Annotated in this window: 17 protein-coding genes and 1 pseudogene; 7 read left to right on the forward strand and 11 right to left on the reverse strand. The window is 68.4% G+C overall.

Translation table 11 applies throughout. The features are described from left to right. Window positions 1–7: 7 nt before the first annotated feature. Window positions 8–1,183: a capsule biosynthesis protein gene (locus A6W98_RS07040; protein ID WP_231098436.1), complete on the reverse strand. Its 1,176-nt coding sequence runs from the start codon at window positions 1,181–1,183 to the stop codon at window positions 8–10. A gap of 362 nt (window positions 1,184–1,545) precedes the next feature. On the opposite strand from A6W98_RS07040, the gene A6W98_RS07045 reads away from it, so the two are divergent. Together A6W98_RS07045 and A6W98_RS07050 are read left to right on the forward strand one after the other, a co-directional pair. Beyond that, window positions 1,546–2,523: a capsular biosynthesis protein gene (locus tag A6W98_RS07045; protein WP_168161820.1), complete on the forward strand. Its 978-nt coding sequence runs from the start codon at window positions 1,546–1,548 to the stop codon at window positions 2,521–2,523. Next, window positions 2,520–3,314 (forward strand): SDR family NAD(P)-dependent oxidoreductase, encoded by a 795-nt coding sequence (locus tag A6W98_RS07050; protein WP_042459620.1) that lies wholly within the window; start codon window positions 2,520–2,522, stop codon window positions 3,312–3,314. Before A6W98_RS07045 ends, A6W98_RS07050 begins: the two co-directional genes overlap by 4 nt. Window positions 3,315–3,321: 7 nt before the next feature. Here A6W98_RS07050 and A6W98_RS07055 read toward each other — a convergent pair whose 3' ends face one another. Further along, window positions 3,322–4,632, reverse strand: coding sequence for an aminotransferase class I/II-fold pyridoxal phosphate-dependent enzyme (locus tag A6W98_RS07055; protein WP_052677961.1), 1,311 nt, complete (start codon window positions 4,630–4,632; stop codon window positions 3,322–3,324). A gap of 1 nt (window position 4,633) precedes the next feature. Continuing rightward, entirely contained in the window at window positions 4,634–11,572 is a 6,939-nt protein-coding gene (locus tag A6W98_RS07060) for a type I polyketide synthase (protein WP_042459622.1), read from the reverse strand. A gap of 553 nt (window positions 11,573–12,125) precedes the next feature. On the opposite strand from A6W98_RS07060, the gene A6W98_RS20945 reads away from it, so the two are divergent. After that, window positions 12,126–12,506 (forward strand): hypothetical protein, encoded by a 381-nt coding sequence (locus A6W98_RS20945; RefSeq protein WP_155734742.1) that lies wholly within the window; start codon window positions 12,126–12,128, stop codon window positions 12,504–12,506. A 317-nt stretch (window positions 12,507–12,823) separates the two neighbouring features. Here the strand turns inward: A6W98_RS20945 and A6W98_RS07065 are convergent, their stop codons facing one another. Continuing rightward, window positions 12,824–13,741, reverse strand: coding sequence for a LysR substrate-binding domain-containing protein (locus tag A6W98_RS07065; RefSeq protein ID WP_042464710.1), 918 nt, complete (start codon window positions 13,739–13,741; stop codon window positions 12,824–12,826). A gap of 84 nt (window positions 13,742–13,825) precedes the next feature. On the opposite strand from A6W98_RS07065, the gene A6W98_RS07070 reads away from it, so the two are divergent. Further along, window positions 13,826–14,284, forward strand: coding sequence for a DMT family transporter (locus A6W98_RS07070; protein ID WP_042459624.1), 459 nt, complete (start codon window positions 13,826–13,828; stop codon window positions 14,282–14,284). 224 nt (window positions 14,285–14,508) lie between these two features. Continuing rightward, on the forward strand, window positions 14,509–15,144 hold the full coding sequence (catB, locus tag A6W98_RS07075) for a type B chloramphenicol O-acetyltransferase (protein WP_042459626.1): 636 nt from the start codon (window positions 14,509–14,511) through the stop codon (window positions 15,142–15,144). A gap of 453 nt (window positions 15,145–15,597) precedes the next feature. Here catB and A6W98_RS07080 read toward each other — a convergent pair whose 3' ends face one another. From A6W98_RS07080 to A6W98_RS07105, 6 genes are read right to left on the reverse strand one after another with little or no spacing between them, the layout of a single operon-like run. After that, entirely contained in the window at window positions 15,598–16,569 is a 972-nt protein-coding gene (locus A6W98_RS07080) for a siderophore ABC transporter substrate-binding protein (protein ID WP_196760252.1), read from the reverse strand. Between the two features lie 2 nt (window positions 16,570–16,571). Next, on the reverse strand, window positions 16,572–17,345 hold the full coding sequence (locus tag A6W98_RS07085) for an iron ABC transporter ATP-binding protein (RefSeq protein WP_042459630.1): 774 nt from the start codon (window positions 17,343–17,345) through the stop codon (window positions 16,572–16,574). Beyond that, window positions 17,342–18,283 carry an iron chelate uptake ABC transporter family permease subunit gene (locus A6W98_RS07090; RefSeq protein ID WP_042459633.1) on the reverse strand — a complete coding sequence of 314 codons (942 nt, stop codon included), beginning with the start codon at window positions 18,281–18,283 and terminating at the stop codon, window positions 17,342–17,344. The genes A6W98_RS07085 and A6W98_RS07090 overlap by 4 nt, the downstream gene beginning before the upstream one ends. After that, the gene (locus A6W98_RS07095) at window positions 18,280–19,254 is read right to left on the reverse strand and encodes an ABC transporter permease (RefSeq protein ID WP_081251828.1); all 975 of its coding nucleotides are present in this window, start codon (window positions 19,252–19,254) and stop codon (window positions 18,280–18,282) included. The genes A6W98_RS07090 and A6W98_RS07095 overlap by 4 nt, the downstream gene beginning before the upstream one ends. A gap of 10 nt (window positions 19,255–19,264) precedes the next feature. Then, window positions 19,265–21,004, reverse strand: coding sequence for an ABC transporter ATP-binding protein (locus A6W98_RS07100; RefSeq protein WP_042459636.1), 1,740 nt, complete (start codon window positions 21,002–21,004; stop codon window positions 19,265–19,267). Continuing rightward, window positions 21,001–22,725, reverse strand: coding sequence for an ABC transporter ATP-binding protein (locus tag A6W98_RS07105; RefSeq protein ID WP_196760254.1), 1,725 nt, complete (start codon window positions 22,723–22,725; stop codon window positions 21,001–21,003). Before A6W98_RS07105 ends, A6W98_RS07100 begins: the two co-directional genes overlap by 4 nt. 257 nt (window positions 22,726–22,982) lie before the next feature. On the opposite strand from A6W98_RS07105, the gene A6W98_RS07110 reads away from it, so the two are divergent. Both A6W98_RS07110 and A6W98_RS07115 read left to right on the forward strand, forming a co-directional pair. Continuing rightward, on the forward strand, window positions 22,983–23,567 hold the full coding sequence (locus tag A6W98_RS07110) for a TetR/AcrR family transcriptional regulator (protein ID WP_042459642.1): 585 nt from the start codon (window positions 22,983–22,985) through the stop codon (window positions 23,565–23,567). A gap of 506 nt (window positions 23,568–24,073) precedes the next feature. Then, entirely contained in the window at window positions 24,074–26,167 is a 2,094-nt protein-coding gene (locus A6W98_RS07115; RefSeq protein WP_063490978.1) for a TonB-dependent receptor, read from the forward strand. Window positions 26,168–26,495: 328 nt separating this feature from the next. On the opposite strand, the pseudogene A6W98_RS20950 reads toward A6W98_RS07115, so the two are convergent. Next, a pseudogene (locus tag A6W98_RS20950) lies at window positions 26,496–26,657 on the reverse strand (IS5/IS1182 family transposase); the annotation flags it as partial. Between the last annotated feature and the right edge of the window lie 78 nt (window positions 26,658–26,735).

Raw genomic sequence — 26,735 nt, forward strand, 5'->3', positions numbered from 1 at the left:
GGCCGGCTCAGAGGATGAAGCGGCGGCGGATTTCCTCGATCGCGGCGGCGCGGCCATCGGCATTGTAGAACGAGCCCTTGACCTGGATCGTCGACAGCGCTCGTTCGAAGCTGTGGAAATAGTCGCTATCGACCGGCTCGGGCGCGGTCCAGAACCGGTCGATGCCGCGGTGATGGGTGAGGCCCGGCAGGTCGTAGACCGCCTGGCCCATGGCGCAGACCGGAATGCCCATCCGCAGCGCATGGATACCGACCGTCGAATTGACCAGCACCACCCCCTGCGAGCCCTTTATCAGCGCCCCGAGATCGCCGCCACGGATCACATGCACCCGTTTGGCAAGACCATGGCGCCGGGCCAGCCGCGGCACCCGCGAGAACCAGCGCCCCAGCCCGCTGTCGAGCGGATGGATCTTGACCACCAGATGCCGGTCGGCCGGGGCATGGGCGGCAAAGGAGGCCATGGTCTCGTCGAGGAATGTCAGCAGGTCGGGGTAATCCGACGAGGCGCGGATCTGGTAATCGACCTCGAGCTGCATCGCGATCAGGTTGAACGGCGTCGCCTCGGTTTTCAGCCGCTCGATCAGCGTCTGGGCCGCACGCTTGCGGCGGCGCTCGCGCAGCAATTCGGGCAGCCAGCTCAGATATTCGATTGCGGGCCAGTTGGGGCGGTCCGAGACATGCAGCGGGTAGAATGGCCGTCCGAAGCTTTGCAGCAATGCGAAGCTGACCTCGTTGAAGGCCTCGACCCCGAAGCCGAAGGGATAGAGGTTGCGCATGTCGGGGGCCTCGACGCCCTCGGCCATGGCCTCGATCTCGGGTCTGGTCCGGGGGAAGGTCGAAAGCGCCCCCATGCCCTCGGGTTCAAGCGTCAGCCAGTCGGGGCGCAGATAGCCGAATTCGATCGCCCAGCAGCGGCGGCGAAGCCTGCGGCCTTCTTCCAGCGCGATGGCGTGATAGGGCAGGCGGTCGGCATAATACAGGATGTCGGTCACGCCCTCGCGTTCGATCAGGCGGAACACGAAGCGGCGCCAGCGTTCCAGTCCGCCCTGGAAATCGATGGCCGGGCGGCTGCCCCAGAAGATGCGGTCGGCGAGCCCGAAATTGACCTTGACCACGCGGTGGCCGTCGGCCTCGAGCCCGGCGGCGAGATCGCGCCAGAAACCGGAGGGATGGCCCTGCAGCATCAGGAACACGCGGCCCTTGCATGCACGGTGATCGAATGCCACAACCCGCGCGTGCTTTTGCGGCGTCAGGCCTCTGGGTGCGACGAACTGGCTTGGGAACTGCGTCAATGTCTCGGTCCCGTTTTCCGCTGACTGGCCGGAGGATCGTCTTTCTTCAGGGACCCTCGTCGCCATTTTTCGGTAAGCTTGCACAGGCCTGCCGCGGGCTTGGTGCCGAGGTCCTGCGTGTCGGGCTTGCTCCGGGAGACCGGCTTTACTGGCCGTCCGGATGCGGTCGTTACATCGCCTGCCGCGGGTCGGCAGACCGCTTCGCCGAGGCTTTCGCCGATATCGTCGCACGCGAAAGGCCGACCGATCTCGTGATGCTTGGCGACGGACGTAAATATCATGTTAACGCTGTTTCGGTGGCAAAGGTTGCCGGCGGAATAACGCCATGGGTGGTCGAACAGGGCTATCTGCGCCCCGGACTGATCTCGGTCGAAGCCTGGGGCACCGGCGGTCGCTCGGCGATCCCGGACGCTTTCGCAGCCACGACAGACACGCGCCCCGAGCTGCCGGTGCCCGCGCCCGCGCCGGGCTCGTTCCTGCGCTATGCCGCCTATGACGTGGCCTATCACCTGGCCAATGTGCTGTTCGGGCCGGTCTTCTATCCGCGCTACCGGCATTACGCGCTGGACAGCCCCTGGGCCGAATGGCGCGGTTGGGTTGGCAAGGGGCTGCGGGCGCGGTCCCGGGCCCGTCAGACCGAGGCGGCGCTGGCGCGGATCACGGCCCATGCCGGGCCGGTCTTCCTGGTGCCGCTGCAGCTCGATACCGATTTCCAGCTCCGCGACCACGGCACCGGACGGACGCAGGATCAGGATCTGGCAGCGGTCATGGCCTCTTTCGCGGCCCATGCCCCGGCCGGGGCGCTGCTGGCGATCAAGGAGCACCCGCTCGATAACGGGCTCCGGCGCTGGGACCGTCGCGCCGAGCGGCTGGCCCGGGCGGCGGGGATCGGCGACCGGGTCGCGGTCTTTCCCGGCGGTCGGGTCGAGGCGCTGTACCCGAAGCTTGCGGGCATCGTCACCATCAACAGCACGGTCGGGCTGTCGGCGCTGCTTGCGGGGGTGCCGGTCAAGGTTCTGGGCCGCGCCATCTATGACCTGCCGGGGCTGACAGATCCGGACGGGCTCGATGCGTTCTGGGCCGTGCCCGCGCGTCCCGATCCGGCCGAGGCCGAGCGGTTCCGCCGGTTTTTGCGCCATGATTACCATGTGCCGGGCGCCTTCGACGGGCCCGACGCGCAGCGGGGCGCCGAGGCGCTGGCCCGCTTCATCGCCGGGGAGAGACCGCAATGACCGATCCGATCCGATCCGTGGTTCTGACCGGGGCCAGCGGCGGTCTTGGCCGGGCGCTGGCTGCCGAACTGGCCGCGCCGGGGCGCAGGATGCTGCTGATGGGGCGCGACGCCCAGCGGCTGGCCGAGGCCGCCGGGGCCGCCCGCGCGCGCGGGGCCGAGGTCGAGACCGCAGCCGTGCCGCTGACCGAGACCGCGGCGCTGAGCCGCTGCCTGCAGGAGTTCGATGCCGCCCATCCGGTCGATCTGCTGATCGCCAATGCCGGGGTGAAGACCGGCAATCGCGGCGGTATCGAGCCAGAAGTTCAGGCCGAGCGGGTGATTGCCGTCAACCTGACCGCGACGATCCATGCGGTGCAGGCGCTTCTGCCCGCGATGCAAGCGCGGCGCCGGGGCCGCATCGCCATTGTCGGTTCGCTGGCCGCGGTCGCGCCGCATGGCGATCTTCTGTCCTACAGCGCCACCAAGGCCGGGCTGCAGGCCTATGCTACCGCGCTGAGACGCAGCCTTGCGGGCAGCGGGGTCGGGGTCACGACCGTCATTCCGGGCTTCATGGACACGCCGATGACCGACCGCCAGAAGGGCCCCGCGCCGATGCTGATGCCGCCCGCCCGTGCGGCGCGGATCGTCGCGCGCGGGCTCGAACGCGGGCGGGCTACCATCGCCTTTCCGCTGCCGCTGATTATCGGCGCCTGGCTGGGCGAACGGCTGCCCGCGCCGCTGGCCGACCGGATCATGGCCCGCTACCGGGCCGAGATCCTGCCCGATCCCGACGAGGCGGCGGGCGGTTAGGCCGGGCTCAGAAGCGCGCACCGCCGACCTCCCGGATGCGGGCCGCGGCCGAGGCCACGGCGGCGTCGATGGCGTCTTCGGAATTGTCGGCATTGATGAAGAAGCGCAGCCGCGCCTTCTGGTTGGGCACCGCGGGGGCGATGATCGGAAAGGCCTGGAACCCGTCCTCGAAGACCCGGTTCGAGGCCAGCGTCGCCTTCAGGCTGTCGCCGACGATCAGCGGCGCCACCGCAAAGCCCTGGCCGAGCCCGCAATCGAGCCCCTCCGCTTCGGATGCCGCCAGAAACCGTGCCGAGCGCGCCTTCAGCCGGGCCACCCGTTCGGGTTCTGCCTCGAGGATCTCGAGCGCGGTCAGCGCCGCGGCGGTGTTGGGCACCGACAGCCCCACCGAATAGACGAAGCCCGGCGCGGTATGGCGCAGGATCTCGATCACGGCCTCCGATCCGGCGAGGAACCCGCCGCAGGAACAGAAGGTCTTTGACAGCGTGCCCATCAGCAGATCGACCTGCCCGGGCGCGATCCCGGCCTCTTCGCAGAGGCCGCGTCCCGTGGCCCCCAGTACCCCCACCGAATGCGCCTCGTCGACCATAAGCCAGGCCTCGAACCGGTCCTTGATCCGGACCAGCGCGGCCAGGTCGGGAATGTCGCCATCCATCGAGTAGAGCCCCTCGACCACGATCAGCACGCGGTCATAGCGCTCGCGGTTGCGCGACAGCCAGTCTTCCAGCCAGGCGCTGTCGTTATGGGGCAGCGAGACGTGATCGGCGCCCGAGGCGCGCAGCCCCTCGAAGACCGAGTTATGGGCAAAGCTGTCGACCAGGACCACATCGCCCGGGCCGGTCAGGGTGCGGATCGCCGCCAGGTTGGTGGCATGGCCCGAGACCGTCGCCAGCGCCGCCTCGGTGCCGAGAAACCGGGCCAGCCCGGTTTCCAGCTGCCGGTGCAGGCTGAGATCGCCGCCGACCAGCCGCGAGGCCCGTGCCGAGACACCGAATTCAGCCACCGCCGCACCGACCGCCGCGGCGAGCCTGGGATCGCCATTGATCGAAAGATAGTCATAGCCCGAGAAATTCTCGACCCAGCGCTCGCCGATCCGGACCCGCGTGCCCTCGAGGGCATGGGTCTCGCGGAAGAACGGGTTCTCGAGCTCGAGCGCGCGCGCAGCACTTTGGGCCACGGCGACCTGGCGATAGGCCGGATGGGTGGTGAAATCGGCCCGGCCCGATCCGGCGGCGGCCGGTTTCGGCGCCGCCACATTGCGGGGCGTGCCGACATGAAGGGCGCGCAGGCGGTCGAGCGTGTCGCGTGTGCCGGGCATCTCAGCGGCCTCCCGTTCTGCCTTGGGACAGGGTGCGGATCTGCTCCAGACGGTCTTCGCCCAGCGTGCCGTCGGCCAGGTGGCGACGGGCCATCTCTTCGACCATCGCGTCTCCGGCCTCGGCCCCGGGGGCGCCGCCGGCCTCGATGATCCGGTTGACGAGCCCGGCCAGCGTCAGCCCGTCGTCGATCGACATCACCGGCACATTCGCGCCGAGACGCTCTTCGACGGCCATGCGCAGATTGATCGCCATCAGGCTGTCGAAGCCCATCAGCTCCAGCGGCTGGCGCGGGTCGATATCGCCCGGAGCCGCGCGCATCAGCTGCGCCGCCTCCTCGACCAGAAGCCGGGTCAGCACCTTGCGGGCCTCTTTCGGTCCCTTGCTGCGCAGGAGCTCGTCAAGATCGAAGAGGCCGGGGCCGCTGGCGCTGGCGCGGATGTCGATCAGATCGAACAGCGGCGTGTCCAGCACCGGCAGCGTGCCGGCCATCCGCGACCAGTCCATTGGCGCGACGGTCAGGGTCGGGCCGCAGGCCCCGGCCGCCAGTGCCCGGCCCAGCCGCTCCAGCGCGGCCGCGGTCGTCATCGGCGGCAGGCGCCGGGCCAGTGCCTCGCGCAGCCCCGTCTCGCGCGCCAGATACCCCGCATCGGCAATCGGCCCCCAGGCGATGGCCAGACCCGGCAGTCCGGCCTCGCGCCGGGCCCGGGCAAGGCCCTCGAGCCCCCGGTTGGCCGCCACATAAGGCGCCTGTGCGGGGTTGCCGAAGCGCGCCGCGATGGAGCTGAAGACCCAGAAATGATCGAGCGCATCGGTCCGTGTCAGCCGGTCAAGCACCTGCCCGCCGACAAGCTTCGGCGTCAGCACCGCCGAAAGCCGCGCCTCGTCGAGATCGGCCAGCGGCGCGTCGTCGAAGATCGCGGCGGCGTGGACCACGCCGCGCAGGGGAACCTCTGCCGACCGGATCCGCGTCAGCGCGGCGTCGAGCGCATTGGCATCGGCCACGTCGCAGGCCAGCGCCTCGGCCGCTGTGCCGAGCCCGTCGAGCGTGCCGGGCGCGACCGCGCCGCTCTTGCTCATCAGCCAGAGATGCTCGGCCCCCTGCGTTGCCAGCCAGCGGGCGGTTTCAAGACCGAAGCCCCGGGTGCCGCCCACCACCAGCCAGCCGCCCCGGATCGGCGCGGCCGCCGGACGGGGCGCGTCATGCTCTTGCGGCGCGCGCAGCACGATCTTGCCGACATGGGCCGCGCGTTGCATCGAGCGGATCGCCTCGGCCACGTCCTCGGCCGGGTAGGCGGTGACCGGCAGCGGCTGGTAGACGCCCTCGGCGAAGGCATCGCGCAGCCGCGCCAGCGTGCGCCGCGCCGCATCGGGCCGGTGCAGCAGCAGCTGGTCGGCATCGACGGCGTGAAAGCCGATATTGTTGCGCATGGCGTGCAGCGCGATCGTGTTGTTCTCGTAGAGATCGCGCTTGCCCAGTTCGACGAAGCGGCCGAAGGGCGCCAGGCAGGCCAGCGAGCGCTCCATCGCCTCGCCGGCCAGCGAGTTCAGAACCACATCGACCCCGCGCCCGCCGGTCGCGGCCATCACCTCGTCCTCGAAGCCGAGGCTGCGGCTGTCGAACACCGCCTCGGCGCCCATTGCCGCGACCAGCCGCCGCTTGGCCGGGCTGCCCGCCGTGGCGAAGACCCGCGCGCCCAGCCGCCGGGCGACCTGCAGCGCGGCAAGTCCGACGCCGCCCGCGCCGCCATGCACCAGAACCGTTTCGCCGGGCGCGAGCCGCGCCACTTCGGTCAGCGCGTAATCGGCGGTGACGAAGACCACCGGCAGCCCGGCCGCGGCTTCGGGATCGACCGTATCGGGCAGGGGCATCGCCGCCTCGGCCCGGGTGATGACCCGGCTGGCCATGGCATGCGGCGCCATCGCGATCACCCGGTCGCCGGGCTTCAACCCGGCCTGGACCCCCGCGCGCAGAACCGTGCCCGCGCATTCCATGCCGAGGCAGGGGCCGGAGAAACCGGCCTCGAGCGCCTCGGGCGGCAGCAGGCCCTGGGCCCACATCACGTCGCGGAAATTGAGCCCCGAGGCCACCGCCTCGATCTCGATCTCGCTCGGTTGCAGGGCGCGGGCGGGCGGCGTCTGCCAGACCAGCCCGTCAAGCGCCACGCCGCGGCGGTCTGCCACCAGGCGGCGGGGCCCGGTCTCGGCAGAGAGCGGGCGCACCGGCACCACCCGGGGCGTCGCGGCGCCGGTCGCCGTAAGCCGGATCTCGGTCTCGGGCGAGGTGGCGGCCAGGGCCGCGATCCGTTCGGCCTCCACGCCCGGGGCAGCGCAGATCAGGCGGATGTCGCGGCCGGTCTCGTTCGCCACCACCCGGCGCCAGCCGGTCAGCTCTTCCCAGCGCCCGGTCTCCGCGACCGCGATCCAGAGCGTTCCGTCGGTGTCGGGAAGGGCGCGAAAGATCCGCGCCGCGGCCAGAGGATCGCCCTCCTCGGGCACCGCGCAGTGAAGGGCGACGGCCGCCTCGCTGCCCTGCGGCAGCGCGCGCAGCGCCTCGGCCAGCGGGCCGCTGCCGGTGATCCGGAGTTCGGGCCGGGGCGCGGCGCGGCGTGCCGGGCGGGTGGCGCGGATCAGCCTCAGCGCCTCGGAGCCGCTGGTCGGAGCGCCGACGGTATCGAGCCCGGCGGCATGCAGCGCATGTTCGAGCCGGTCGAGCGCGTCGGCATCGCGGTGGCGCCGCGTCATCAGCGCGAAAAGGTCGGGCGCTTCCTCGGCCGCGATCAGCGCGCCGCCCGGCGCCACCAGGGCCGCGAGCCGTCCGGCGCTTTCGCGCTGGGCGAAGCCCTGCGAGAGGCAGCAGCCCAGCACCAGGTCGACGGCATCGGCAGTCCCGGCTTCGGTCAGTGCCAGAAAGCGCAGCGGCAACCCGGTATCGAGCCTTGCCCGCAGCCGGTCGAGCGCGTCCTTGTCCTCGGCCAGGACGGTGACGTGACCGGCCGCCCGCAGCGCCGCGGCCACGAGGCCGAGATCCGGCAGGCCCGCAAGCGCGATCCGGCCGAGCGGTGTCGCGCTGTCCAGCAGGGTTTCCAGCGTCCGCGCGGCCTGCGGCAGCGGGTCGGCCGGGCGGTCCTCTCCGGCCGCAGCGGCGAGCGCCGATTTCAGCTCGGCCGAGGCGCCGGGCGCCACTTCGGGCAACATCGTCAGCAGGGCGTCGGCCGTGGGCCAAGGACAGTCGGAGGGCAGGTCCGGCGCGCGGACATCGCGGCTCCGGTCATGTCCGGCCGCGACCATCCAGCGGCGCGCGGCCTCCTGGCGCGGGTCGGAGGGAGCGGCACCCTCGGCCAGAAGATCCCAGGCCAGGCGGCTGCCCAGCGCGGCGCGCAGCACGTCGGCATCGCTGGCGGTCTCGGTCGTGCCGCAGAGCGCCTTGGCGGCCCGCAGGGCGGTCGCGGCCCCGTCGCCCGTCAGCGGGACCAGCCGTTCGTCCCAGAAGTCGTGCGCGGTCGCGGTTCCGGCCGGCAGCGGCCGCAGCCGCATGCCCTCGAAGGACAGAAGCGCGGTGCCGGTCGCATCGGCCAGCACGGTGTCGAAGGCGAGGCTTTCGTCCCAGCCGCCCGCCGCGGTCAGCCGGGCACAGACGATCCGGCCGCGGCCGCAGAGCCGCACCTTGGCGATCCGGGCGGGCACCCTCAGACGATCGTCGCCGTCCCGGCCGCCGAAAAGAAGCACGGCGCCATGCAGCCCGGCATCGGCCACAGCGGGGTCGAAGCGGAAGCCCTCGGTCCCGTCGCGCGGGGCCAGCGTCGTCCGCACTGCCGTGCCGTCGCGGTCGAGCACCGTCACCCGCGCGAAATCGGGGCCGTAATCGAGCCCCGCCGCCCGCAGCCCGGCATAAAGCGGCTCGGCCTCGCCCATCGCCTCGGGCGCGGTCACCGGCGCGGGCCGGGCGGCGGTCGCGCTGAACAGGCGGGCAACGGCCACCGGCGTCCAGCCGCGCGGCCCGCCCGCCTCGATCCGCATCCGGCGGGCCGTGGGTTCATGCACCAGCCGGACCTCTACGATGCCCTTCTCGGGCAGCTCGAGCGGACGCAGGAACTCGACGTCGCGAAGCTCGATCTCCTCGGTCTTCAGGATTTCGCAACCGGCATGGGCGAACATCTCGACCATCGCGGTGGCGGGCAGCAGCACCCGTCCGCCGACCCGGTGATCGCCCAGCCAGGGGGTGCGTGCCAGCGCGATTTCACCCTGCCATTCGGCGCTGTCGGGCCGAAGCCTTGTGCCCAGAAACGGGTGCTGCGGGCGGCGGTGGAAGATGTCGGTCGCGACCGGGCTGTCGAGCCGGTAGGTCTGGCGGTCGAAGGGGTAGTCGGGCAGGCCGTCGGCCACCGGCTGCTCGGGGCCGAGGATGCGGGCGCGATCGGTCGCGCCGCCTGCCGCCAGCGCCGCGCGGGCGATTGTGCCCGCATCGCGGGCTTCGGCGCGGGCGCTGTCGAGGCTTTCCAGCACCCGGGTCTCGCAATCGAGCTCGGCCAGCGTGTCGCGCAGATAGCTGCGCAGCACCGTGCGCGGCGAGATTTCCACGAACACGCGGATGCCGTCCTCTGCCATCGCCTGCACGCCCGCGCGGAAGGCGACCGGCAGGCGGGCATTGCGCCACCAGTAGACCCCGTCGAGCGGGGCGTCATAGCGGGAGCCGTCCCAGCCCGAATAGAACGGCACGCTGCCATCCCGGGGCGCGATCCGGGCCAGACCGCGGGTCAGCGCGGGCCGCAGCGTCTCGACCGCGGCGGAATGATAGGGATAGGGGATCGGCAGGATGCGGCCGGCGATGCGATGCGCGCGGGCGATGCGCGTCAGCGCCTTCAAAGCGTCGTCGCTGCCGCTGACGGTGACGCTGTCGGGGGCGTTTTCGGCCGAGATCTCGGCGGCGATCCGTTCGGTCTCGATCAGCGCCTCGATCTGGGCGCGGGAGGCGGCGAAAGCGGCCATGCCCCCCTTGCCGCGCAAGGGCTCGAAGGCGCGGGAACGCTGCGCGATGATGCGGATTCCGTCTTCGCGCGCGATCCGTCCAGCCGCGATCGCCGCTGCGACCTCGCCCATCGAATGGCCCAGCACGGCGTCGGGCCGGAGCCCGGCCTCGGCCAGAGCCTCGGTCAGGGCGACCTGGATCGCGAAGGTCAGCGGCTGCGCCAGTTCGGCCTCGCCGAGCCGCGCCTCGAGATCGGGATCGGCCAGCGCCTCGGCCAGCCCCGCGATCCCCTCGCCGGCGAAGGCGTCGGCGATGTCGTTGAAGGCGGTACGGAAGGTGGGGTCCCGCTCGATCAGGGTCCGGGCGGCCCCGGCCCACATGGCGCCGTTTCCGGCATAGACGAAGGCCACGGGGGCATCGCGCAAGGCGGTCTCGGCCGCCGCCCCGGGTGCGGCCTGCCGGGGGTCCTCAAGCCAGTCGGCAAGCCCTTGCGCCAGCGCGTCCGCACGCCCCGCTGCGAGGCAAAGCCGGTGGCGATGGCGCGCGCGGCGCCAGTTCGCGGTGGCGATGCGCGCGCCCAGATCGGCCGGAGCCGTCTCGGCCAGCGTCAGCCAGGACCGGGCGAGGTTCGCCAGCGTGGTCTCGTTGGCCGCCGAGAGCAGCAGCGCGGGCGGGAGCTCGCCCGCGGCGGCGACGGGGACATTCTCGTCGGGCCGGGGCTGGCGGATCACCGCATGGGCATTGGCGCCGCCGAAGCCGAAGGAGTTGACCGCCGCAAGCCAGGGCCTGTCGGCGGCGGGCAGCGCCCGGGCCGAGCGCGCCACATCGAGATTGAGCCCGGCGAAGTCGATGTCCGGGTTCGGCTCGTCGCAATGCAGCGTTGCCGGGATCGTCTGCCGTTCGAGCGCCAGCTGCGCCTTCAGCAGTCCGACAAGTCCGGAGGCGGGTTCGAGATGGCCGAAATTGCTTTTGGCCGAGCCGATCGGCAACGGCAGGGCGCGGCGGCGGCCATAGACCCGGCCGATGGCGTCGGCCTCACGCGGGTCGCCGACCGCGGTGCCGGTACCATGCGCCTCGACGAAGGCCAGCGCCTCCGGGTCGTAGCCGCCCTCGGTCAGCGCCGCCTCGATCAGCGCCGCCTGCCGGTCGGCCGAGGGCAGCGCGATGCCGGGGGTGCGCCCGGCGGCATTGACGGAAGTCGCGACCAGGACCGAGCGCACCCGGCGCCCGGCCGCCCGCGCGCTGTCCAGCCGCTCGAGCACGAAAGCCACCGCGCCTTCGCTGCGGACATAGCCGTCGGCCCCCTTTGCAAAGGCCCGGCAGAGCCCCTGCGGCGACAGCATTCCCGCCTGCGAGAAGCCGACGAAGGGCATCGGTGACATCAGCAGGTTGACGGCCCCGACGATGGCCATGTCGATCTGGCCCGAGCCGATGGCGCGGCGGGCGTGATCCAGCGCGAACAGCCCCGAGGAACAGGCGGTGTCGACGATGTAGCTCGGCCCCTGCAGGTTCCACTGATGCGAAATACGGTTGGCCATGATCGAGCCGGTATTGCCCAGCATGTATTGCGGCCCGGCCATCTGCGGGTCCTGCAGCATGGTCGTCGAATGGTCGAGCGAGGCCGCGCCGATGAAGACACCCACGCGGTCGGGCTCGACGGCCGCAGGATCTATCCCGGCATGGTCGAAGGCCCGCGCCGTCACCTCGATCAGTAGCCGCTGCTGCGGGTCCATCTGTTCGGCCTCGCGGGGCGTGATGCCGAAGCAGCCCGCGTCGAAGTCGAAGGCGCCGGCGACGATCCCGGCGCGGCGGGTATAGCTGTGCCCGGCCAGCCCCGGCTCGGGCGAGAGCCAGCGCGCCGCGCTCCAGCGATCCTCGGGCATGTCCGAAATCGTGCAGCGGCCTTCGCTCAGCACCTGCCAGACCGCGTCGAGCCCATCGGCGCCGGGCAGGATCGCCGAATAGCCGGTCACGCAGGTTTCGGAGACGGCTAGGATTTCAGATCCGGAAGTTTGTCGGCTGATCATTCGGCTCTGGTCCGCTAAAAGGAGGTATTGGGATGGGCCGAGTCTTTTGGGGATAGCATATGACTATTCCAACGGAGCAATTGGCGCACAGATGCGCATTCTCTTCAAGATTGTATTTTTGCGGGAGTGGCAATCTGGCGGGTATCTGCCGACGCCCTGTTATCGGTCGGCGGGAACGGATCAATTATTCAGAAAAAGGAAATGTGGGAATGTAGATGCCTGCTATGCTGTGCGAACCTCTTGCAGACTGGGGATATGTAATCTCAGCTGTTCCCTTCCAGCCGCGATGCGGCAGATCTGAATTGCACCGTCCTGGCTCTTTTGTACGGGTTGGGCAGATGAATTCGAATCGCCTCAGGCCCTTCAGCGTCGTCAGGCGTCGCGACAGGCGAGCATGGCAGCGCCGAGGGGCATTGCGGGGCTGCCTTCGTGGCGTGATGGGGCCTCCCGACCTCAGCGTCCTCGACCGAGAGGTTCAGCCCCTCGATCTGACTGGCGCTTGGGAAAAGTCTTGGGTTTTCGCCGCAAAGGCAATTGGTTGTATGTGGGGCTGGTGCTTGACGCGGGTCTCTTCGCGGCCACTGCCGGGAAACTGCGCCATTGCGCGGCGATCCTGCGGGCGATTGGTGAGTTGCACGCCCTTCGCCATTGTCATCCGGACAAATGGCATTCCAATTTCTTGATCGATGAGAGCAATATGGCAGCGCCGCGATGGGATTTCCGAGGCATTGCGCGGTCGCCAGATTTTCGGCCTTCCGGTGACGCCCGACGAAAGCGTCTTTCGAGCTTTGGCAATTGCGACGAACAGGTGGGATTGCCCTTCTCCCGAACGAATTTCCGTGATGTCGATGTGAAAACAGCCGATCGGGCAGGTCTTTAATTTCCGCTTCGGCCTTTCGTCCTCGACTGCGGGCCGGCGGCCGATGCCATGGCGCTGCGTCAGAGCGAGGCCAGCCCATAGGAGGCGGTCGCATCCGGTGCGGCATCGGGGTGGGCCCGGCCCGAGACCGTCGGTCGGGTGGCTTGCGGTTCAGAGCCGGGGTCGCCCCGAACCGGGCGCCTATGTGGCCCGCAGCGTAGGTCCCGGGTCGGCTCGACCATGGCCTTCCGGGCGCGTTGTCTCCATCGGAGAAGCGGATCCTCCTGAAGGGCCATTGGACATGCCGGAGCGCGGAGATGACGGGCGTTCTGCGCCGGTTATATGGGAAAGGACCCGTCCTGTGGGGACAGGAGCTGCTTCGTTCTGCCCATGAGCCAGCGTAGCGCCGGATCGGAGCGGCGGCGCTTGGCATAGATCGCGGCGAAGGGGATGGTGGGCAGATCGACCGGCGTCGCGGTCACCTCGAGGCCGGGCGCAACCTCCGACAGACATCGGCGCGCGACAGTGAGGATCAGGTCGGTGCCGCGAATGACCTGCGGTGCCACGCTCCAATGCGGAAGAACCAGCGCGATACGCCGGGCCTTGCGATGCGAACGCAGGTGAAGATCGATCTCGGTCGCCGCCTCGCCATGGACCGCCACAAGGACATGGGGCGCGGACAAGTACCGGCTTTCCGTCAGGCCGCGATAGGGCTGAGGCTGGGCGGAAGGATCGAGCAGGCAGGCATACTCATCCTCGAACAGGATATCGGCGGCGCAGCGCGATGACAGCTCGGGGAAGACCCCGAAGGCCATGTCGATCTGGCCATCCGCCACCGCACCGATCATGCTCTCGCGGCTTTGCTGGGTGACGACCAGATCGATGCCCGGCGCGTCCCGGCGCAGGGATGCCATCAGGACGGGAAGCACCAGCGCCGCCCCGAAATCGGACATTGCCAGGCGAAAGACATGACGCCCGGTCGGGTCGAACCCCTCCGGCGCAAGCACGGTCCGGATCTGCGCCAGCGCTTCTGCCAGCGGCTCCGACAGCTCGAGAGCGCGAAGCGTGGGCTCCATCTCGCGCCTGCGCCGATGGAACAGGGGATCATCAAGCAGGATCCGCAGCCGGGCGAGCGCATGGCTGACGGCGGGCTGGCTCATGTTCAGGCGTTCTGCCGCGCGCGACAGGTGGCGCTCGGCCAGGAGCGCGTCGAGCACGACAAGAAGGTTCAGATCCACGTTGCGCAAATTATGCATGGACTGCATATCACAGCATTCAGGTCGAATTTCAAATTCTTCCCATGATGCGGCAGATGAAGGAAAAATCGGAAAGGTCCCCCCATGCCGCTCGTCCTTCTCATCGTCTTTGCCGTGTTCGCCGGTGCCGCCGTTCCCTTTCAGGGCGGCGCCAATGCTGCCCTCGGGCGCGCGCTCGGCCATCCGCTCTGGGCGACACTGGCCTCGCTTGCGGTCAGCGTTCTTTGTATCGCCCCGATCCTGATGGCCTTGCGCGTGCCGCTGCCGAGCCTTGGCGGGCTGGCCGGGCAGCCGAAATGGATCTGGATCGGCGGCATTGCCGGGGCGGTCTACGTGACCTCCGCGATCCTCTTGATGCCGAAGCTGGGGGCCGCGAGTTTCATGATCGCGGTGATCGCCGGTCAGGTCGTCGCGGCTTTGCTGATCGACTGGATCGGCGGTGTCGGACTGGCCTCGCGGCCCATCGACGCCTCGCGCCTCGTCGGAACGGTGCTGGTGCTGATCGGCGCGGTTGTCGTGCAATGGCCCGCCTTGTCGCGATGAGCGCGGCGGCCGGGCCGCTATCGGCCAATCGTCTGTTTGCACGCGCGCCGGGGTCCGGATACAGGACAGCGGAAGCGGTATCCTGAAAGGGGAACCACGTGAAGTCTGCCGACCGAACCATCTGAATAAGGTCCCGAGGTCTCGGGACTTCAGCGCAGCGCCTGTCGCGACTGCGCAGGTTCCGTGCATCTGCGCAAGCTTCACATCCCTTCAGAGAACTGAACATGCAAAACTTCTTCGAAAGCCCCTTTCGCGGGGTGACGCTCGACAAACAGGTCGGCAACCCGAACATCCTGGTCGGCCGCTACAGCTACTATTCGGGCTACTATCATGGCCACAGCTTCGATGACTGTGCCCGCTACCTTCTGCCCGACGAGGGTGTCGATCGCCTCGTGATCGGCAGCTTCTGTTCCATCGGATCGGGCGCGGCCTTCGTCATGGCGGGCAATCAGGGCCACAGGAACGACTGGATCAGCACCTTTCCCTTCTACTGGATGTCGGAGGTTCCGGCATTCGAAGGGGCCGAGAACGGGTACAGGCCTGCGGGCGATACGGTCATCGGCAATGACGTCTGGATCGGGGCCGAGGCGATCATCATGCCCGGGGTGACGATCGGCGACGGGGCGGTGATCGGCACCCGCGCCGTGGTGACGCGCGATGTCGAGCCCTATGCCATCGTCGGTGGCAACCCGGCCCGGATCATCCGCAAGAGGTTCGAGGACGACCGCATCGCGCTGTTGCTCGACCTGCGGTGGTGGGAGTGGTCCGACGACCAGCTGCGGGTCGCGATGCCGATATTGACAAGCGGCAATGTCGAAAGGCTCCACAAGCACTGGGAAACGCATATCCGGTCCCGCTGAACTGAAAGCACGCGCCATATTACGTGGCGCGTGCTGTCCGGACCGCTGTCTGTCCGGAACCGTCGGATGCTGTGCCGGGCGCTGACCTCTGTTTCCGGGAGCAAGGATGGTTTCCTGCGGAGGCTGTTGGAAAACGCGGCTGTCTGTCCGCAGGGCGCCATCTCAAGGGAAACGATCCCGCTTCGCCCTTGATCCTCAGCAGATGGCGTGGCCAGACAGTGTCCTAGCCGCGCGGGGCCGTCGATGCCGCCGGCGGTCGCCGCCCTTCTGAGGGTAGGCGCGGATTGCGAGACCTGATCCCCTGGGCGACGAGGACGATGACCGGGTCGGTCGAGAACAAGGGAGGCGCGCCATCGCCGGGGCTCCGGCAACATGTCCCTGTGGTCCATGATGGCGGGGCGCCTCGCTGCCTTGCTCCGGTTCAGGCGTCAGACGGCGGGCCCTCAAAACGGCCTAGCGGCGCCGATACCCCTCCCGCAACTCGTCGATGATGATCGAGAGCGAGGTCGGACCGGCGGCGGTGACATACCAGGCTTCCGGATCGGCGAAGATCACCCGGTCATTTGCCCAGGCGGCGGTGCTTTCGAGCAGCGGGTTGGCGATCTGGTCGCGGGTCAGCACCGGCCGGTGTTCCATCACGGCCGTGCGGTCGATGATGAACAGGATGTCGGGATCGGCCGCCTCGATGAATTCGCTCGTGACGGGCCGGCCGTGCAGTTCGGTTTCCGAAGCCTCCCCGGCCGGGGTCACGCCGAGATCGGAGAAGACGAAGCCGTAGCGCGAGCGCTGGCCGAAGGACCTGAAGGCCCCGTTATTGTAGAGCAGGATCAGCGCTTTCTCGGGGCGGTCGGCGATCTCGTCGCGCAGTCGGGCGACCTGGCGGTCCAGCGCGGCGACGCCTTCTCGGGCGGCTTCTTCCTTGCCGAAGATCTTGCCCAGCGTCAGGAAATGGTCCTTCACCGCATCGAGATGCCCGGTGGCGCTGTTGCGGTAATCCACGTCGAAATAGAGCACGGGGGCGAAGCTCGAGATCTCCCGGTAATGTTCGGCCTGCAGCGGCGACATCAGCACCAGATCGGGCTGCAGCGCGTAGATCTGTTCGATGTTGGGCTTCACGATGAAACCGAGATCGCGGATTTGCGGGTCGTCGGCATAGGCGGACAGGAAATGCGGCACGAAATCCTTCGGGATCCCCGCGACCGGCACGCCAAGACTGTCGAGGAAATCGAGATCGTTCATGCCCAGCGCCGCCACGCGCTCGGGCCGGTGTTCGAGCACGGTCTCGCCCAGATCATGCGCAAGCGTCATCGGTGCGAAGGGGGTGGAGGCGGCCGTGTCGGCCTCTGCCGGGGCGGCGGCTCCGAAGATCAGCGCGGCAAGGGCCGAGGGCAGGCCGAGCCTGGTGGCAAGCGACGGGACGGGCATGATCATCTCCTGTGACGGGGGGTGAAGTAGTTGCACAGCACGCTGTCGCCGTTGCGCAGCACCTGAAAGTCGAGGTCGTAAAGCGCGCGCAGGCGGTCCTCGGTCACGATCTCGGCGACCGGGCCGCTGCAGGCCAGCCTGCCATCCTTCAGCGCCAGGATATGGTCCGAATAGTTGGCGGCGAAATTGATGTCGTGAATGACCAGCACGACGGTGCGGCCCAGGTCGTCGCAAAGCTGGCGCAGGGCGCGCATGATCTCGACCGCGTGATGCATGTCGAGATTGTTCAGGGGCTCGTCGAGCAGCAGGCATTCGGTTTCCTGCGCGACGGTCATTGCGAGATAGGCCAGTTGCCGCTGTCCGCCGCTGAGCTCGTCGATATTCCTGTGCCGCAGCTCGTCCAGCGACAGGAAGGCCAGGGCCCGGTCGATGGCCGCGCGATCCTCCCGGCTCAGCCTGCCGCGGCTGTAGGGAAACCGTCCGAAGGCCACCAGATCCTCGACGCTGAGCCTGAGGTCGAGACCGGGCGCCTGGCGCAGTGTCGCGACCTGACGGGCGTATCTGTCGGGGGCGATGTCGCCGACCGGCGTTCCGGCAAGCCTGACCTGTCCGCCGCTGGGGCGCAGAAGCCGGGCCATCAGCATCAGCAGCGTGCTCTTGCCGGCGGCGTTGGGCCCGATCAGCGAGGTCAGCCGACCGCGCGGGATCCCGGCGGTGACGCCGCTCAGGACGGGCTTGTCGCCATAGGTCTTCGATAGCTCGGTGACGGTGATCATGCGGGTCTCCCGGCGCGGCGCAGGATGAGGAACAGGAAATATCCACCGCAGATCAGGTTGATCAGGATGCCGACCGTGGTGCCGAAGCGGAACAGATGCTGCACCATCAGCTCGGCGATCAGCAGCATGGCGACCGCGACGAGGCTGCCCGCGGGCAGGGTCCGGCGGTGGCGAAAGCCGCCTGTCAGCGCATAGGCGATATTGGCGATGAAGATGCCCATGAAGGCGGACGGGCCGATCAGGCTTGTGGTCGCGGCGGCGAACACGGCGATCAGCGTCAGGCAGAGCCGCACCTCGCGCGGGTGATCGAGGCCGAGCGACAGCGCCTGATCCCGCCCCAGCGCCATGACATCCCAGATCGCGGCGCGGCGCAGGGCGATGGCCCCGGCCGCGAGGACCGCGACGGCCGAGATGGCAAGCCGGTTCGGCGAAATCCCGTCGAGGGAGATCAACGCGAAGCTTTGCAGCACCGCGAATTCGCCGGGGCTTATTTGCAACTGGACGAACTGGGTGATGCTGGTCAGCGTGAGCGTGAGCACCAGGCCGATCAGAAGCATCCGGTGCATGCTGTTGCGCTCGTCCCGGAACAGCAGGCCATGCAGCGCCAGAGACCAGCCCAGCATCAGCGCCAGCGACAGGGCCATATTGCCGAGATCGCCCAGCAGCCGCAGGCTGGCCGTGCCCAGCGCCAGGACCAGAAGTGCCTGAAGCAGCAGATAGGCCGCCTCGTAGCCCATGATGGCGGGCGTCAGGATGCGGTTGCGGGCGACGGTCTGGAACAGGATCGAGGCCATCGCGATGCCGGTGCCGCCGACCGCCATCGCGCCCAGCCGGATCAGGCGTCGGCTGAGCAAGAAGCCCGGCGCAAAGCCCGTGCCCCAGCCGAGATAGAGCAGCGCCAGGGCGGCCAGCGCCGCGAGGACAAGGCCGTGCCTCATGCCGGCCGGCGCAGGATCAACAGCAGGAAGATGGCGCCGCCGACAGCGCCCACGGTCAGCCCCAGCGGCACCTCGTAGGGGTAGATCACGATCCGGCCCAGGATATCGCAGAAGAGCAGCAGGCAGCCGCCGCTCAGCGCGACCGTGGGCAGCGTATGCCGCAGATTGTCGCCGCGCCAGAGCGTCACCAGATTGGGCACGACCAGCCCGACGAAGGGCACGGCGCCGGCGGTGATCACGGTGGCCGCGACGGTGGCGGAAACCAGCGTCAGGCCCAGCGCGACCATGCCGCGATAGCCCAGCCCGAGGCTCTCGGCCATGTCCTGCCCCATCGCCAGCACGGTGAAGCGGCGGGCAAAGACATAGGTCAGCGCGACCACCGGCAGGACAAGGTAGATCATCTCGTAATGGCCCTGCACGATGCGCGAGAAATCCCCCAGCATCCAGCCCTGCATGCTTTGCAGCATATTGCGGCTGAAGGCGTAGAACTCGGCCAGCGCGCCCAGCACGGCGCCGAACATCAGCCCGATCACCGGCACCAGCACGGCATCGCGAAAGCGGATGCGCTGCAGGATCGCGACAAAGATCAGGTTGGCGGCGAGGCAGAACAGCATCGCAACGCCCATCCGCAGCAGCGGTGCTGCGGCCGGAAACAGCGTCAGCGCCACCAGGATGCCGAGCTTGGCCGCCTCCATGCCGCCGGTGGTGGCGGGCTCGGCAAAGCGGTTGCGCAGGATCTGCTGCAGGATCACGCCGCTGATCGCCAGCCCCATGCCGGTCAGCACCAGCGCGATCAGCCGGGGCAGGCGGCTGGCGGTCAGGACCAGCAGCGCCTCGGGCGACGGATCGAAAATCCAGCCGATCCCGATATCCTTCGCCCCTATCAGAAGCGAGGCAAGGCTCAGCGCTGCAAAGGCGGCCGGCAGGGCTGCGCGCCGGGCCAGTGACGGTGGGGCAGGGGAAAGAGGCATCGGGCGGGCGCTATTCGGGGCTGTCCATGCGCCAGGCTTGCGCGGCCTCACGCAGTCGCAGAAGCCAGGCATAGGGCCCGCCGCGTTGCGCCAGCGCCTCGGGCGGGCCCTGTTCGACGATCCGCCCGGCCTCCAGCACGGCGACCCGGTCGGCCATGCGGATCGTGGAAAGCTGATGCGCGATCACGATCAGCGTCCGCTTGCCGCGCAGCCGGGCGAGCGTCTCGGTGACGAGCGCGCGGTTCGCCGCATCGAGTGCTGCGGTCGCCTCGTCGACCAGCAGGATCGGGGCGTCCTTGAGCAGGGCCCGCGCGATGGCGATGCGCTGGCGTTCTCCGCCCGAGAGCCGGACGCCGCCCTCGCCGGTCGGGCTGTCGAGCCCTTGCGGCAGGCGTCGGACGATCTCGTCGACCCCGGCGAGCCGGGCCGCCTCGGCGATCTCTTCCGCGTCGGCATCGGGGCGGCCCATGCGGATGTTCTCGGCAATCGTGCCCTCGAGCAGATAGGTGTCCTGGAAGATCTGGCTGATCTGCGCCGAGAGGACCTCTTCGGACATGTCGCGCACATCCACGCCGCCGATCGAGACGCGGCCGCGCTCGACGTCGAAGAACCGTGCAACCAGCCGCACCACGGTGCTTTTGCCCGATCCCGAGGCGCCGACGAGCGCGGTCATGCTGCCCGGCGCGACCCGGAGCGACAGGCCCTCCAGCACGGGCGCCGTGTCGGGTGAATAGCGAAAGGTCACATCCTCCAGCGCGACCGAGCTGTCGCGGGGGGGCTGGGGATGCTCGGCGCGGGGCAGGGGGCGGGCCTCGGCGATCTCCGTCAGTGCGGCAAGGTGGTTGCGCGCGCCGCGCAGCGCCTCGCCATATCCTGCCAGCTCGGTCATCGGCTCGATGAAGCGCTGCGCCAGCACCAGCGCAACGACCAGCGACAGCCCTTGCGCGGGCGTCAGATCGGCGTCGAGCAAGCGGAGCGCGACAAGGAGCATGGCCGCGAAGACCGCCTGAAGCGCCCAGCCGTTCAGCACGACCGAGGCGGTCGACAGGCGGATCAGCCGACGCACGGCCTGGCGCTGTCCGGCAAAGGCATCCATGAGAAACCGCGCGCTGGCCCCGTCGCCGCTGAAGGCGCGCAGCACGGCCTGGGTGCGGGCGAACTCCACCGCGCGCTCGCCGGTCCGGGCCGCCGCCGCGTGATAGCCGCGATCCGCGTCGCGCCCCAGCCGCGCGGCAAGCGCGAAGACGGCGACCATGAGGGGAAGCGCCGCCAGTGCGATCAGGCCGATCCGCGGCTCCAGCCAGAACAGCACCAGCGCAAGGCCGGGGGGCACCACCAGCCCGGTCAGGACCGGGGTGAAGACATGGGCGGGCAGCTGCGCCACCTCCATCACCCCCTGGGTCAGCGCATGGTTCAGGCGGCCGGTCGCGGCGCTGTCGAACCAGCCGATGGGCAGGCGCGCGACATGATTGCCAAGCCGCAGGCGGACCCCTTCGAGAACCGCGATTCCCACCTTGATGCCGGCCTGTTCGACCTGTCTGCGCAGGATCAGGCAGGCCAGCGCGCCCGTCAGCAGGGCGGCCAGCCAGGGCAGCGCGGCCGCCGCATCGCCCTGCAGCAGGCGCAGCAGAACGGGGACGGTCAGCGCGATGGTAATCGTGTTCAGCGCGCCCGAGGCCAGCGCCATTGCGGCGTAGTGGCGGAAGATCTTCACATCGTCGCCCAGCAATTTCAGGAACATGCGCATCATCGGGCGATCTCCGGGTCTTGGGTCGGGGCGGGCAGCTGCGATCCGCTCTGCGCCCAGAGCGTGGCATAGCGCCCGTTTCGCGCCAGAAGCGCCTCATGGGTGCCGGTTTCCGCGATGCGGCCATCCTGCAGCACCACGATGCGGTCGGCCCCGGTAACGGTTTCCAGCCGGTGCGCGATGACCAGCAGCGTGCGGCCCCGCGCCAGTTCGGACAGCGCCTTCTGAAGCGCCAGCTCGCCTTCGGCATCCATCGCCGAGGTCACCTCGTCGAGCACGAGCAGCGGCGGGTTGAGCAGCAGCGCGCGGGCGATGCTGACGCGCTGCGCCTCGCCGCCCGAGAGCATGGCGTCGCGCCCCAGGATGCTGTCATAGCCCTGCGGCAGGGCCAGGATGCGGTCATGGATCTGGGCGGCCCTGGCCGCGGCCGTCACCTCTTCGCGGGTCGCATCGGGACGGCCCAGGGCGATGTTGTCATGCAGGCTGGCATGGATCAGCTGCACGTCCTGCAGCACGAAGCCCATGCGCCGGTACAGCTCGGCAGGCACGATGTCGCGCAGATCGGTCCCGCCCAGCGTGATCCGCCCCTCGGTGGGATCGAAGAACCGCAGCGCCAGCCGCGCGATGGTGGATTTTCCCGCCCCCGAGGCGCCGACAATGGCGGTCATGGTGCCGGGCTCCAGCGTCAGGTCGATGTCCGAAAGGGTCTCGGTTCCGTCCTCATAGGCATAGCTGACCGCCTCGAAGCACAGCCGGTTTCCGTCGGGCGTCACGCCCTCGCCGGGGGGCGGCACGGGCAGGGTCGGGGTGTTCAGCACCGCGTCGATCCGGTCGGCTGCGGCGGTGGAATGTGCCAGCCCATGCGCCATGAAGCCCAGAAGCAGAAGCGGCGCCGAGACCCCCGGCGCGATCAGAAGGAACGGAAGAAGATCGGCCGGGGCCATCCATCCGGCTCCGATGAACAGCGCACCCGAGGCGAGCACGATGCTGACCACGGTGACGGGGGTGATCAGCGCGTTGGCCGTCGCCAGCGGGGCGACCAGCGGCTTCGTGAAGCGCAGGAACGCGTCCAGGAACCGATGCACCGCCCCCGAATAGGCCTCATGCGCCTCGCCGGTCTTGCCGAAGGTGCGCAGGACCGGCATCGCCCTGCCGAACTCTCCCACCGCATCGCCGATCGCGGTCTGGGCCGAGACATAGCTTGCCATGCGGTCCGGGCCGATGGATCTGCGGGTGGCGCCGAAAATGAGGTAATAGAGCGGGAAGGGCGCGAGGCTGACGATCGCCATGCGCCAGTCGACAAGGGCGAGGAACGCTGCGGCGGCGGCGATGGCGCCGAAGCAGCGCGCCCGCGTGGTGAAATAATGCGCCGAGAGCTCGTGCAGCGTGTTCATGTCGTCCTGCAGCGCCCGCTTGACGCTGCCCGAGCTGCGCGAGGTGAACCAGCCCAGCGGAACCTGCGTGAGACGCTCGGTCAGGCGGTTGCGCAAGGTGTCGGTCAGGGAATTGTCGGCGAGGTGGGCCAGGTATTCCGCCAGCGTCAGCAGGGACAATCCGACGACGAGCGCCGCGATACAGATCGTCGCGACGGTCAGCACCGGCACCGTCGCCGCGGCCTCGGGCAGGCCAAGCGCCTGACGCCCGATCAGGGCGATCCCGGCCAGCGGCACAAGGGTCAGGATCTGCCCGGCGCCGGCAAGTGCGGCGGCCAGGCGCAGCTGCATGCGAATCGGCGCCAGGAGGCGGGTGATCGGCGGGGTGGAGGGCCCGGCGGGGCCATTGGGCTGTGTTGTCATGTCACCAGGCATTCAGTCGATGGGCGCGCCGCCCGGGGGGGTGGATTTTCTATAGGGTCCATAAACTAAACATGCAAGAAAGACCCAGAGAAACACTCGGATATGAAAGGCGGGCTGTTTGTCAGACTGTGGCGCAGGCGTTACCTTCGTGTGATCACGCTTTGCCGCGCAATGGAGATGCCGCGATGACCGATCCCAAGCCCAGACCCGGCCGAGGCCGCCCGCGGACCATCACCCGCGAGCGGGTTGCCGATGCCGGCATCGCCCTGGGTCTGGCGCAGTTGTCCGTCGTGGGCGTCGCGGCCGCTTTGGGGGTCACGCAGATGGCGCTTTACAAGCGTGTCGGCGGCCTCGAAGAGCTGCGCAGCCTGGTCGCCGAGGAGGCCTTCCTGCGCTGGCCCCTGCCGGACCCTGAAGAGGATGCGGATCTCGAGGCCTATCTGCACCGTTTCAGCCTCAGCCTCTGGCGTCTGGTGCACCGGCATGCGGGGATTGCGCCCTACCTTCTGCGCCGCGACTGGATCACCGATGCGATGCTGTGCCACACGCAAGAACACCAGGCGCGGGTGGCCGAGTGCTTCGGGCTGACAGCGGCGCAGTCCAGTCGGCTGGTCTTTACCGTTGCCTATCATTGCTGCGCCATCGCCGATACGTCCCGGTCGGAGGCGCCCTCGGAGGCACCGGACGGGGAGAAGATCGAACCGTTGCACGAGTTCGGCCTGAAGGCGCTGATTGCCGGAGCGATCGCGCTGAGCGGGGATGACGGGTGAGCCCGGCCGGAAGGGGCGTGTCGGTGGCGCCTGTCTCCGCCGGAATGAGAGCTGCGACCGGCTCGGCCCTCCAATTTAGTTTATCTTAATAAACTAATTGACAGGTAGGATTTCAGACGGCATCTACGGAGCATCTGACGCGTATGGATCGGTGCCCCAGTGCATCCATGCCGTCAGGTCGACGAAGGTTACGTGCCAGACTGCAATTCCGAGAGCCATGGGCGCCGCCCGCCACCGATGCGTTGAAGCCTCCCTTCGTCCGATAGCCAGCTTCCGATAGCCAGCTTCTGGTTGCCACAGGGTGTGAACGGGATTCTCGACAGGCCGGAAATCCAGCGAATATCGGAAGATGCCGCGCGACCCCGGAGCGGGTTTCGCCGGTCGTGACCGCCATCGTGATGTGGCGGCAGGCATCGCGCGGCAGATCCGGCCGCGCGCCGGTTGGCTCTGTTTGTCCCGGAGAGACACGACATCCCAAGAAACAGTCAATATTCGGGACGAACATGATGCAAATACGTCTTTCCAGCCGCGCGGCGCTCATGGCCAGCGCGCTTGTTGCCCCGGTCTGCATTGCGCCGGGGACAGCCCTTGCCCAGCAGGGCCCCGACACGGGCTATTACCTGGGGGATATCATCATCCGCGGCAATATCGCGGAGCGGTCCCTGAAGGATACCTCCAGTTCGGTCAGCGTTCTGGGGGATGAGGAGATCGAGGAAAAGTCCGCATCGGGGACGGTCAACGAGGTCATCGCCGACACGCCGAACGTGCTCATTCCCGGCTCTACCAGCGCGCCCATCATCCGGGGGGTCGACACCGACGGCCCGCTGATCGGCGGCAACGCCTATCTGGCCAAGCCGCTGCCACGCGCGACGATGAGTATCGACGGGCGCTATGTCTCTTCGGTGGAGCTTGGCGCCGGCGGCGGCACGACCTGGGATGTCGAGTCGATCGAGGTGTTCCGCGGGCCGCAGACAACCTCGCAGGGGGCCAACGCGATCGCGGGCGCGGTGGTGGTGACCACCAAGGATCCGACCTTCGAGCCGGAATATTCCGCTCAGGCGGTCTATGGCAGCCGGAACAAGCGCAGGCTGTCCTTCGCGGCCTCCGGCCCGCTCAGCCAGGATTTCGCGGCGCGGCTTGCGCTGGATTACACCGGTCGCGACACCTTCGTCGATTACACCCACCCGGATTTCACCGAGCCGGATTTCGACTATGATTTCGCCTCGCTGAACGGCCGCCTGAAGCTTTTGTGGGAACCGGCGGATATGCCGGGGCTGCGGGTCAAGCTGACCTATTCGCATACCGATCTGCACCGTCCCAGCAACGAGCAGGTGACCAAGCCCTATCGCGACCTCGATAATGCGAGTGATTACCAGGACTACATGGATGTGATCGCGGACGGGGTGGTGCTGGATACCCAGTACGACTTCGACAACGGGATACGGCTGTCGAACCAGCTTCAGTATTCCGAAGCCGACTATGATTTTACCTTTGCCGCCCCCTATTCCGGCACCGCCGCGCGCGATTCCGCAACGCTCAGCAACGAGCTGAAGCTGACCCTGGGCCAGGGCGAGGATATCTGGAGCGGTGTTCTGGGGGTCTATTTCTCCGATGAGGATGCCGATGCGGATTTCGCCAACAGCTATGAGGGGGTCCCGTTGGGCAGCGCCGATCTGTCCTACCGGACCCGCAGCCTCGCGCTGTTCGGCGAGGCGACCTGGCGCTTTGCCTCCGACTGGGCGCTGACCGGCGGGCTGCGCCTGCAACAGGACAGGATCGAAATCGAGGGCAAGACCAGCTATGTCGTGGACGAGAGGCTCGATTATGACGAGACCTTTACCGAAATCCTGCCGGCGCTGACGCTTTCGCATGACCTCAATTCCGACTGGACGCTGGGCGCCACGGTCAGCAAGGGCTATCTGCCCGGCGGCTCGGGCACCAATTTCCATGGCAAGGAGTATTACGAGTTCGACCCCGAGACGGCTTTGAATTCCGAGATCTTCCTCCGGGGGAGCGCGCTTGACGGGGCGCTCGATGTCTCAGCCAACCTGTTTTACACCAAATACAGGGATATCCAGCGGTCGGTGATCAACTGCCTGAACGCCGATTGCAGCGTGACGCAGGGCTCGATGATCGTGAACGGCGAGCGCGCCCATGCCTATGGCTTCGAGTTGAGCGCCGATTATCAGGCGAGTTCGACCTTGCGCCTGTCGGGCGATATCGGGGCGTTGCAGACCGAGGTGACCGAGTTCAGCGATCATGACGGCACCAAATACGAAGGCAACGAGTTCGCGCGCTCTCCGGGCTATTCTGTCGGACTTGGCGCGGCCTGGGACATCACGCCGGATGTGACGCTTCAGGGCGACATGCGCTATGTCGACGGCTATTACAGCGACGACACCAATGAGCCCGCTGCCGAGGTCGATGGCTATGCGCTTGCCAATATGCGCCTGAGCTACCGCCCGCGCGACGGGGTCGAGTATTTCGCCTATGTGAATAACGTTTTCGACAACCGCGCCGCGCTGTCGGTCAGCACGAACGACGCGGCGGAAATCGCCCAGCCGCGCGAATTGGGCCTCGGCCTCCGGGTGACGTTCTGAACGCCTGCGCGCAGGCCGGGTGGTCCGGTCCGCGCGCTGGTTTCGCCTTGCAGCGCGGCGCCCGCCCGGGCGCCGCGTTTTTCATCTCGGGCGATGGCCGCCGCCCGGTGGGCAACGATGTCCCTGATCCCCAAGGTTTGGTATGTTATAAGGTCGTTCACCCCCGCGAGCGGAGGCAGGCTGTCGAGGGCTGCTGTCAGCGCGGCATGGCGGGGTACTCCTTTCCCAAGATAGCATGGAAAGAAGGCTAAGTAGACAGTTCGGGCGCACGGTGTTGGAGGAGGTCTCCCGCGTGAAGATGTGCGCGGTCCTTTACTAGTCCGTCGAGGCGCTCCTCGCCGGCGTACAGCCGGTCGAACTCAGCATCCAACGAGCGCAGCGCATCGTTGACGACGGACCTGATCTTGCGCAGCAGATGCCTTGCGGTATTGTGCTCCTCGAGATCGACGTAACTGAATAGCGATCCCGTCACCTTGTCCGATCCGTGCATCGCCGTCTCCGACCCTGCCGTGGTGGCGATGAACCATGTTCCACGAAGGGCGTCGAGGCCGGAGTTTTTCAGCAGCCT

The organism is Rhodovulum sulfidophilum DSM 1374 (assembly GCF_001633165.1).
In the GTDB taxonomy this organism is placed as follows: Bacteria; Pseudomonadota; Alphaproteobacteria; order Rhodobacterales; family Rhodobacteraceae; genus Rhodovulum; species Rhodovulum sulfidophilum.

What these genes read in the sequence shown, in the direction of transcription:
- A6W98_RS07105 (WP_196760254.1), bottom strand. Translation starts at nt 22,725, where the DNA reads ATGCAGCTGCGCCTGGCCGCCGCACTTGCCGGCGCCGGGCAGATCCTG.
- A6W98_RS07110 (WP_042459642.1), top strand. Translation starts at nt 22,983, where the DNA reads ATGACCGATCCCAAGCCCAGACCCGGCCGAGGCCGCCCGCGGACCATC.
- A6W98_RS07115 (WP_063490978.1), top strand. Translation starts at nt 24,074, where the DNA reads ATGCAAATACGTCTTTCCAGCCGCGCGGCGCTCATGGCCAGCGCGCTT.
- A6W98_RS07090 (WP_042459633.1), bottom strand. Translation starts at nt 18,283, where the DNA reads ATGAGGCACGGCCTTGTCCTCGCGGCGCTGGCCGCCCTGGCGCTGCTC.
- A6W98_RS07050 (WP_042459620.1), top strand. Translation starts at nt 2,520, where the DNA reads ATGACCGATCCGATCCGATCCGTGGTTCTGACCGGGGCCAGCGGCGGT.
- A6W98_RS07095 (WP_081251828.1), bottom strand. Translation starts at nt 19,254, where the DNA reads ATGCCTCTTTCCCCTGCCCCACCGTCACTGGCCCGGCGCGCAGCCCTG.
- A6W98_RS07080 (WP_196760252.1), bottom strand. Translation starts at nt 16,569, where the DNA reads ATGCCCGTCCCGTCGCTTGCCACCAGGCTCGGCCTGCCCTCGGCCCTT.
- catB (WP_042459626.1), top strand. Translation starts at nt 14,509, where the DNA reads ATGCAAAACTTCTTCGAAAGCCCCTTTCGCGGGGTGACGCTCGACAAA.
- A6W98_RS07085 (WP_042459630.1), bottom strand. Translation starts at nt 17,345, where the DNA reads ATGATCACCGTCACCGAGCTATCGAAGACCTATGGCGACAAGCCCGTC.
- A6W98_RS07055 (WP_052677961.1), bottom strand. Translation starts at nt 4,632, where the DNA reads ATGCCCGGCACACGCGACACGCTCGACCGCCTGCGCGCCCTTCATGTC.
- A6W98_RS07040 (WP_231098436.1), bottom strand. Translation starts at nt 1,183, where the DNA reads ATGCTGCAGGGCCATCCCTCCGGTTTCTGGCGCGATCTCGCCGCCGGG.
- A6W98_RS07070 (WP_042459624.1), top strand. Translation starts at nt 13,826, where the DNA reads ATGCCGCTCGTCCTTCTCATCGTCTTTGCCGTGTTCGCCGGTGCCGCC.
- A6W98_RS07100 (WP_042459636.1), bottom strand. Translation starts at nt 21,004, where the DNA reads ATGATGCGCATGTTCCTGAAATTGCTGGGCGACGATGTGAAGATCTTC.
- A6W98_RS07045 (WP_168161820.1), top strand. Translation starts at nt 1,546, where the DNA reads ATGCTTGGCGACGGACGTAAATATCATGTTAACGCTGTTTCGGTGGCA.
- A6W98_RS07065 (WP_042464710.1), bottom strand. Translation starts at nt 13,741, where the DNA reads ATGCATAATTTGCGCAACGTGGATCTGAACCTTCTTGTCGTGCTCGAC.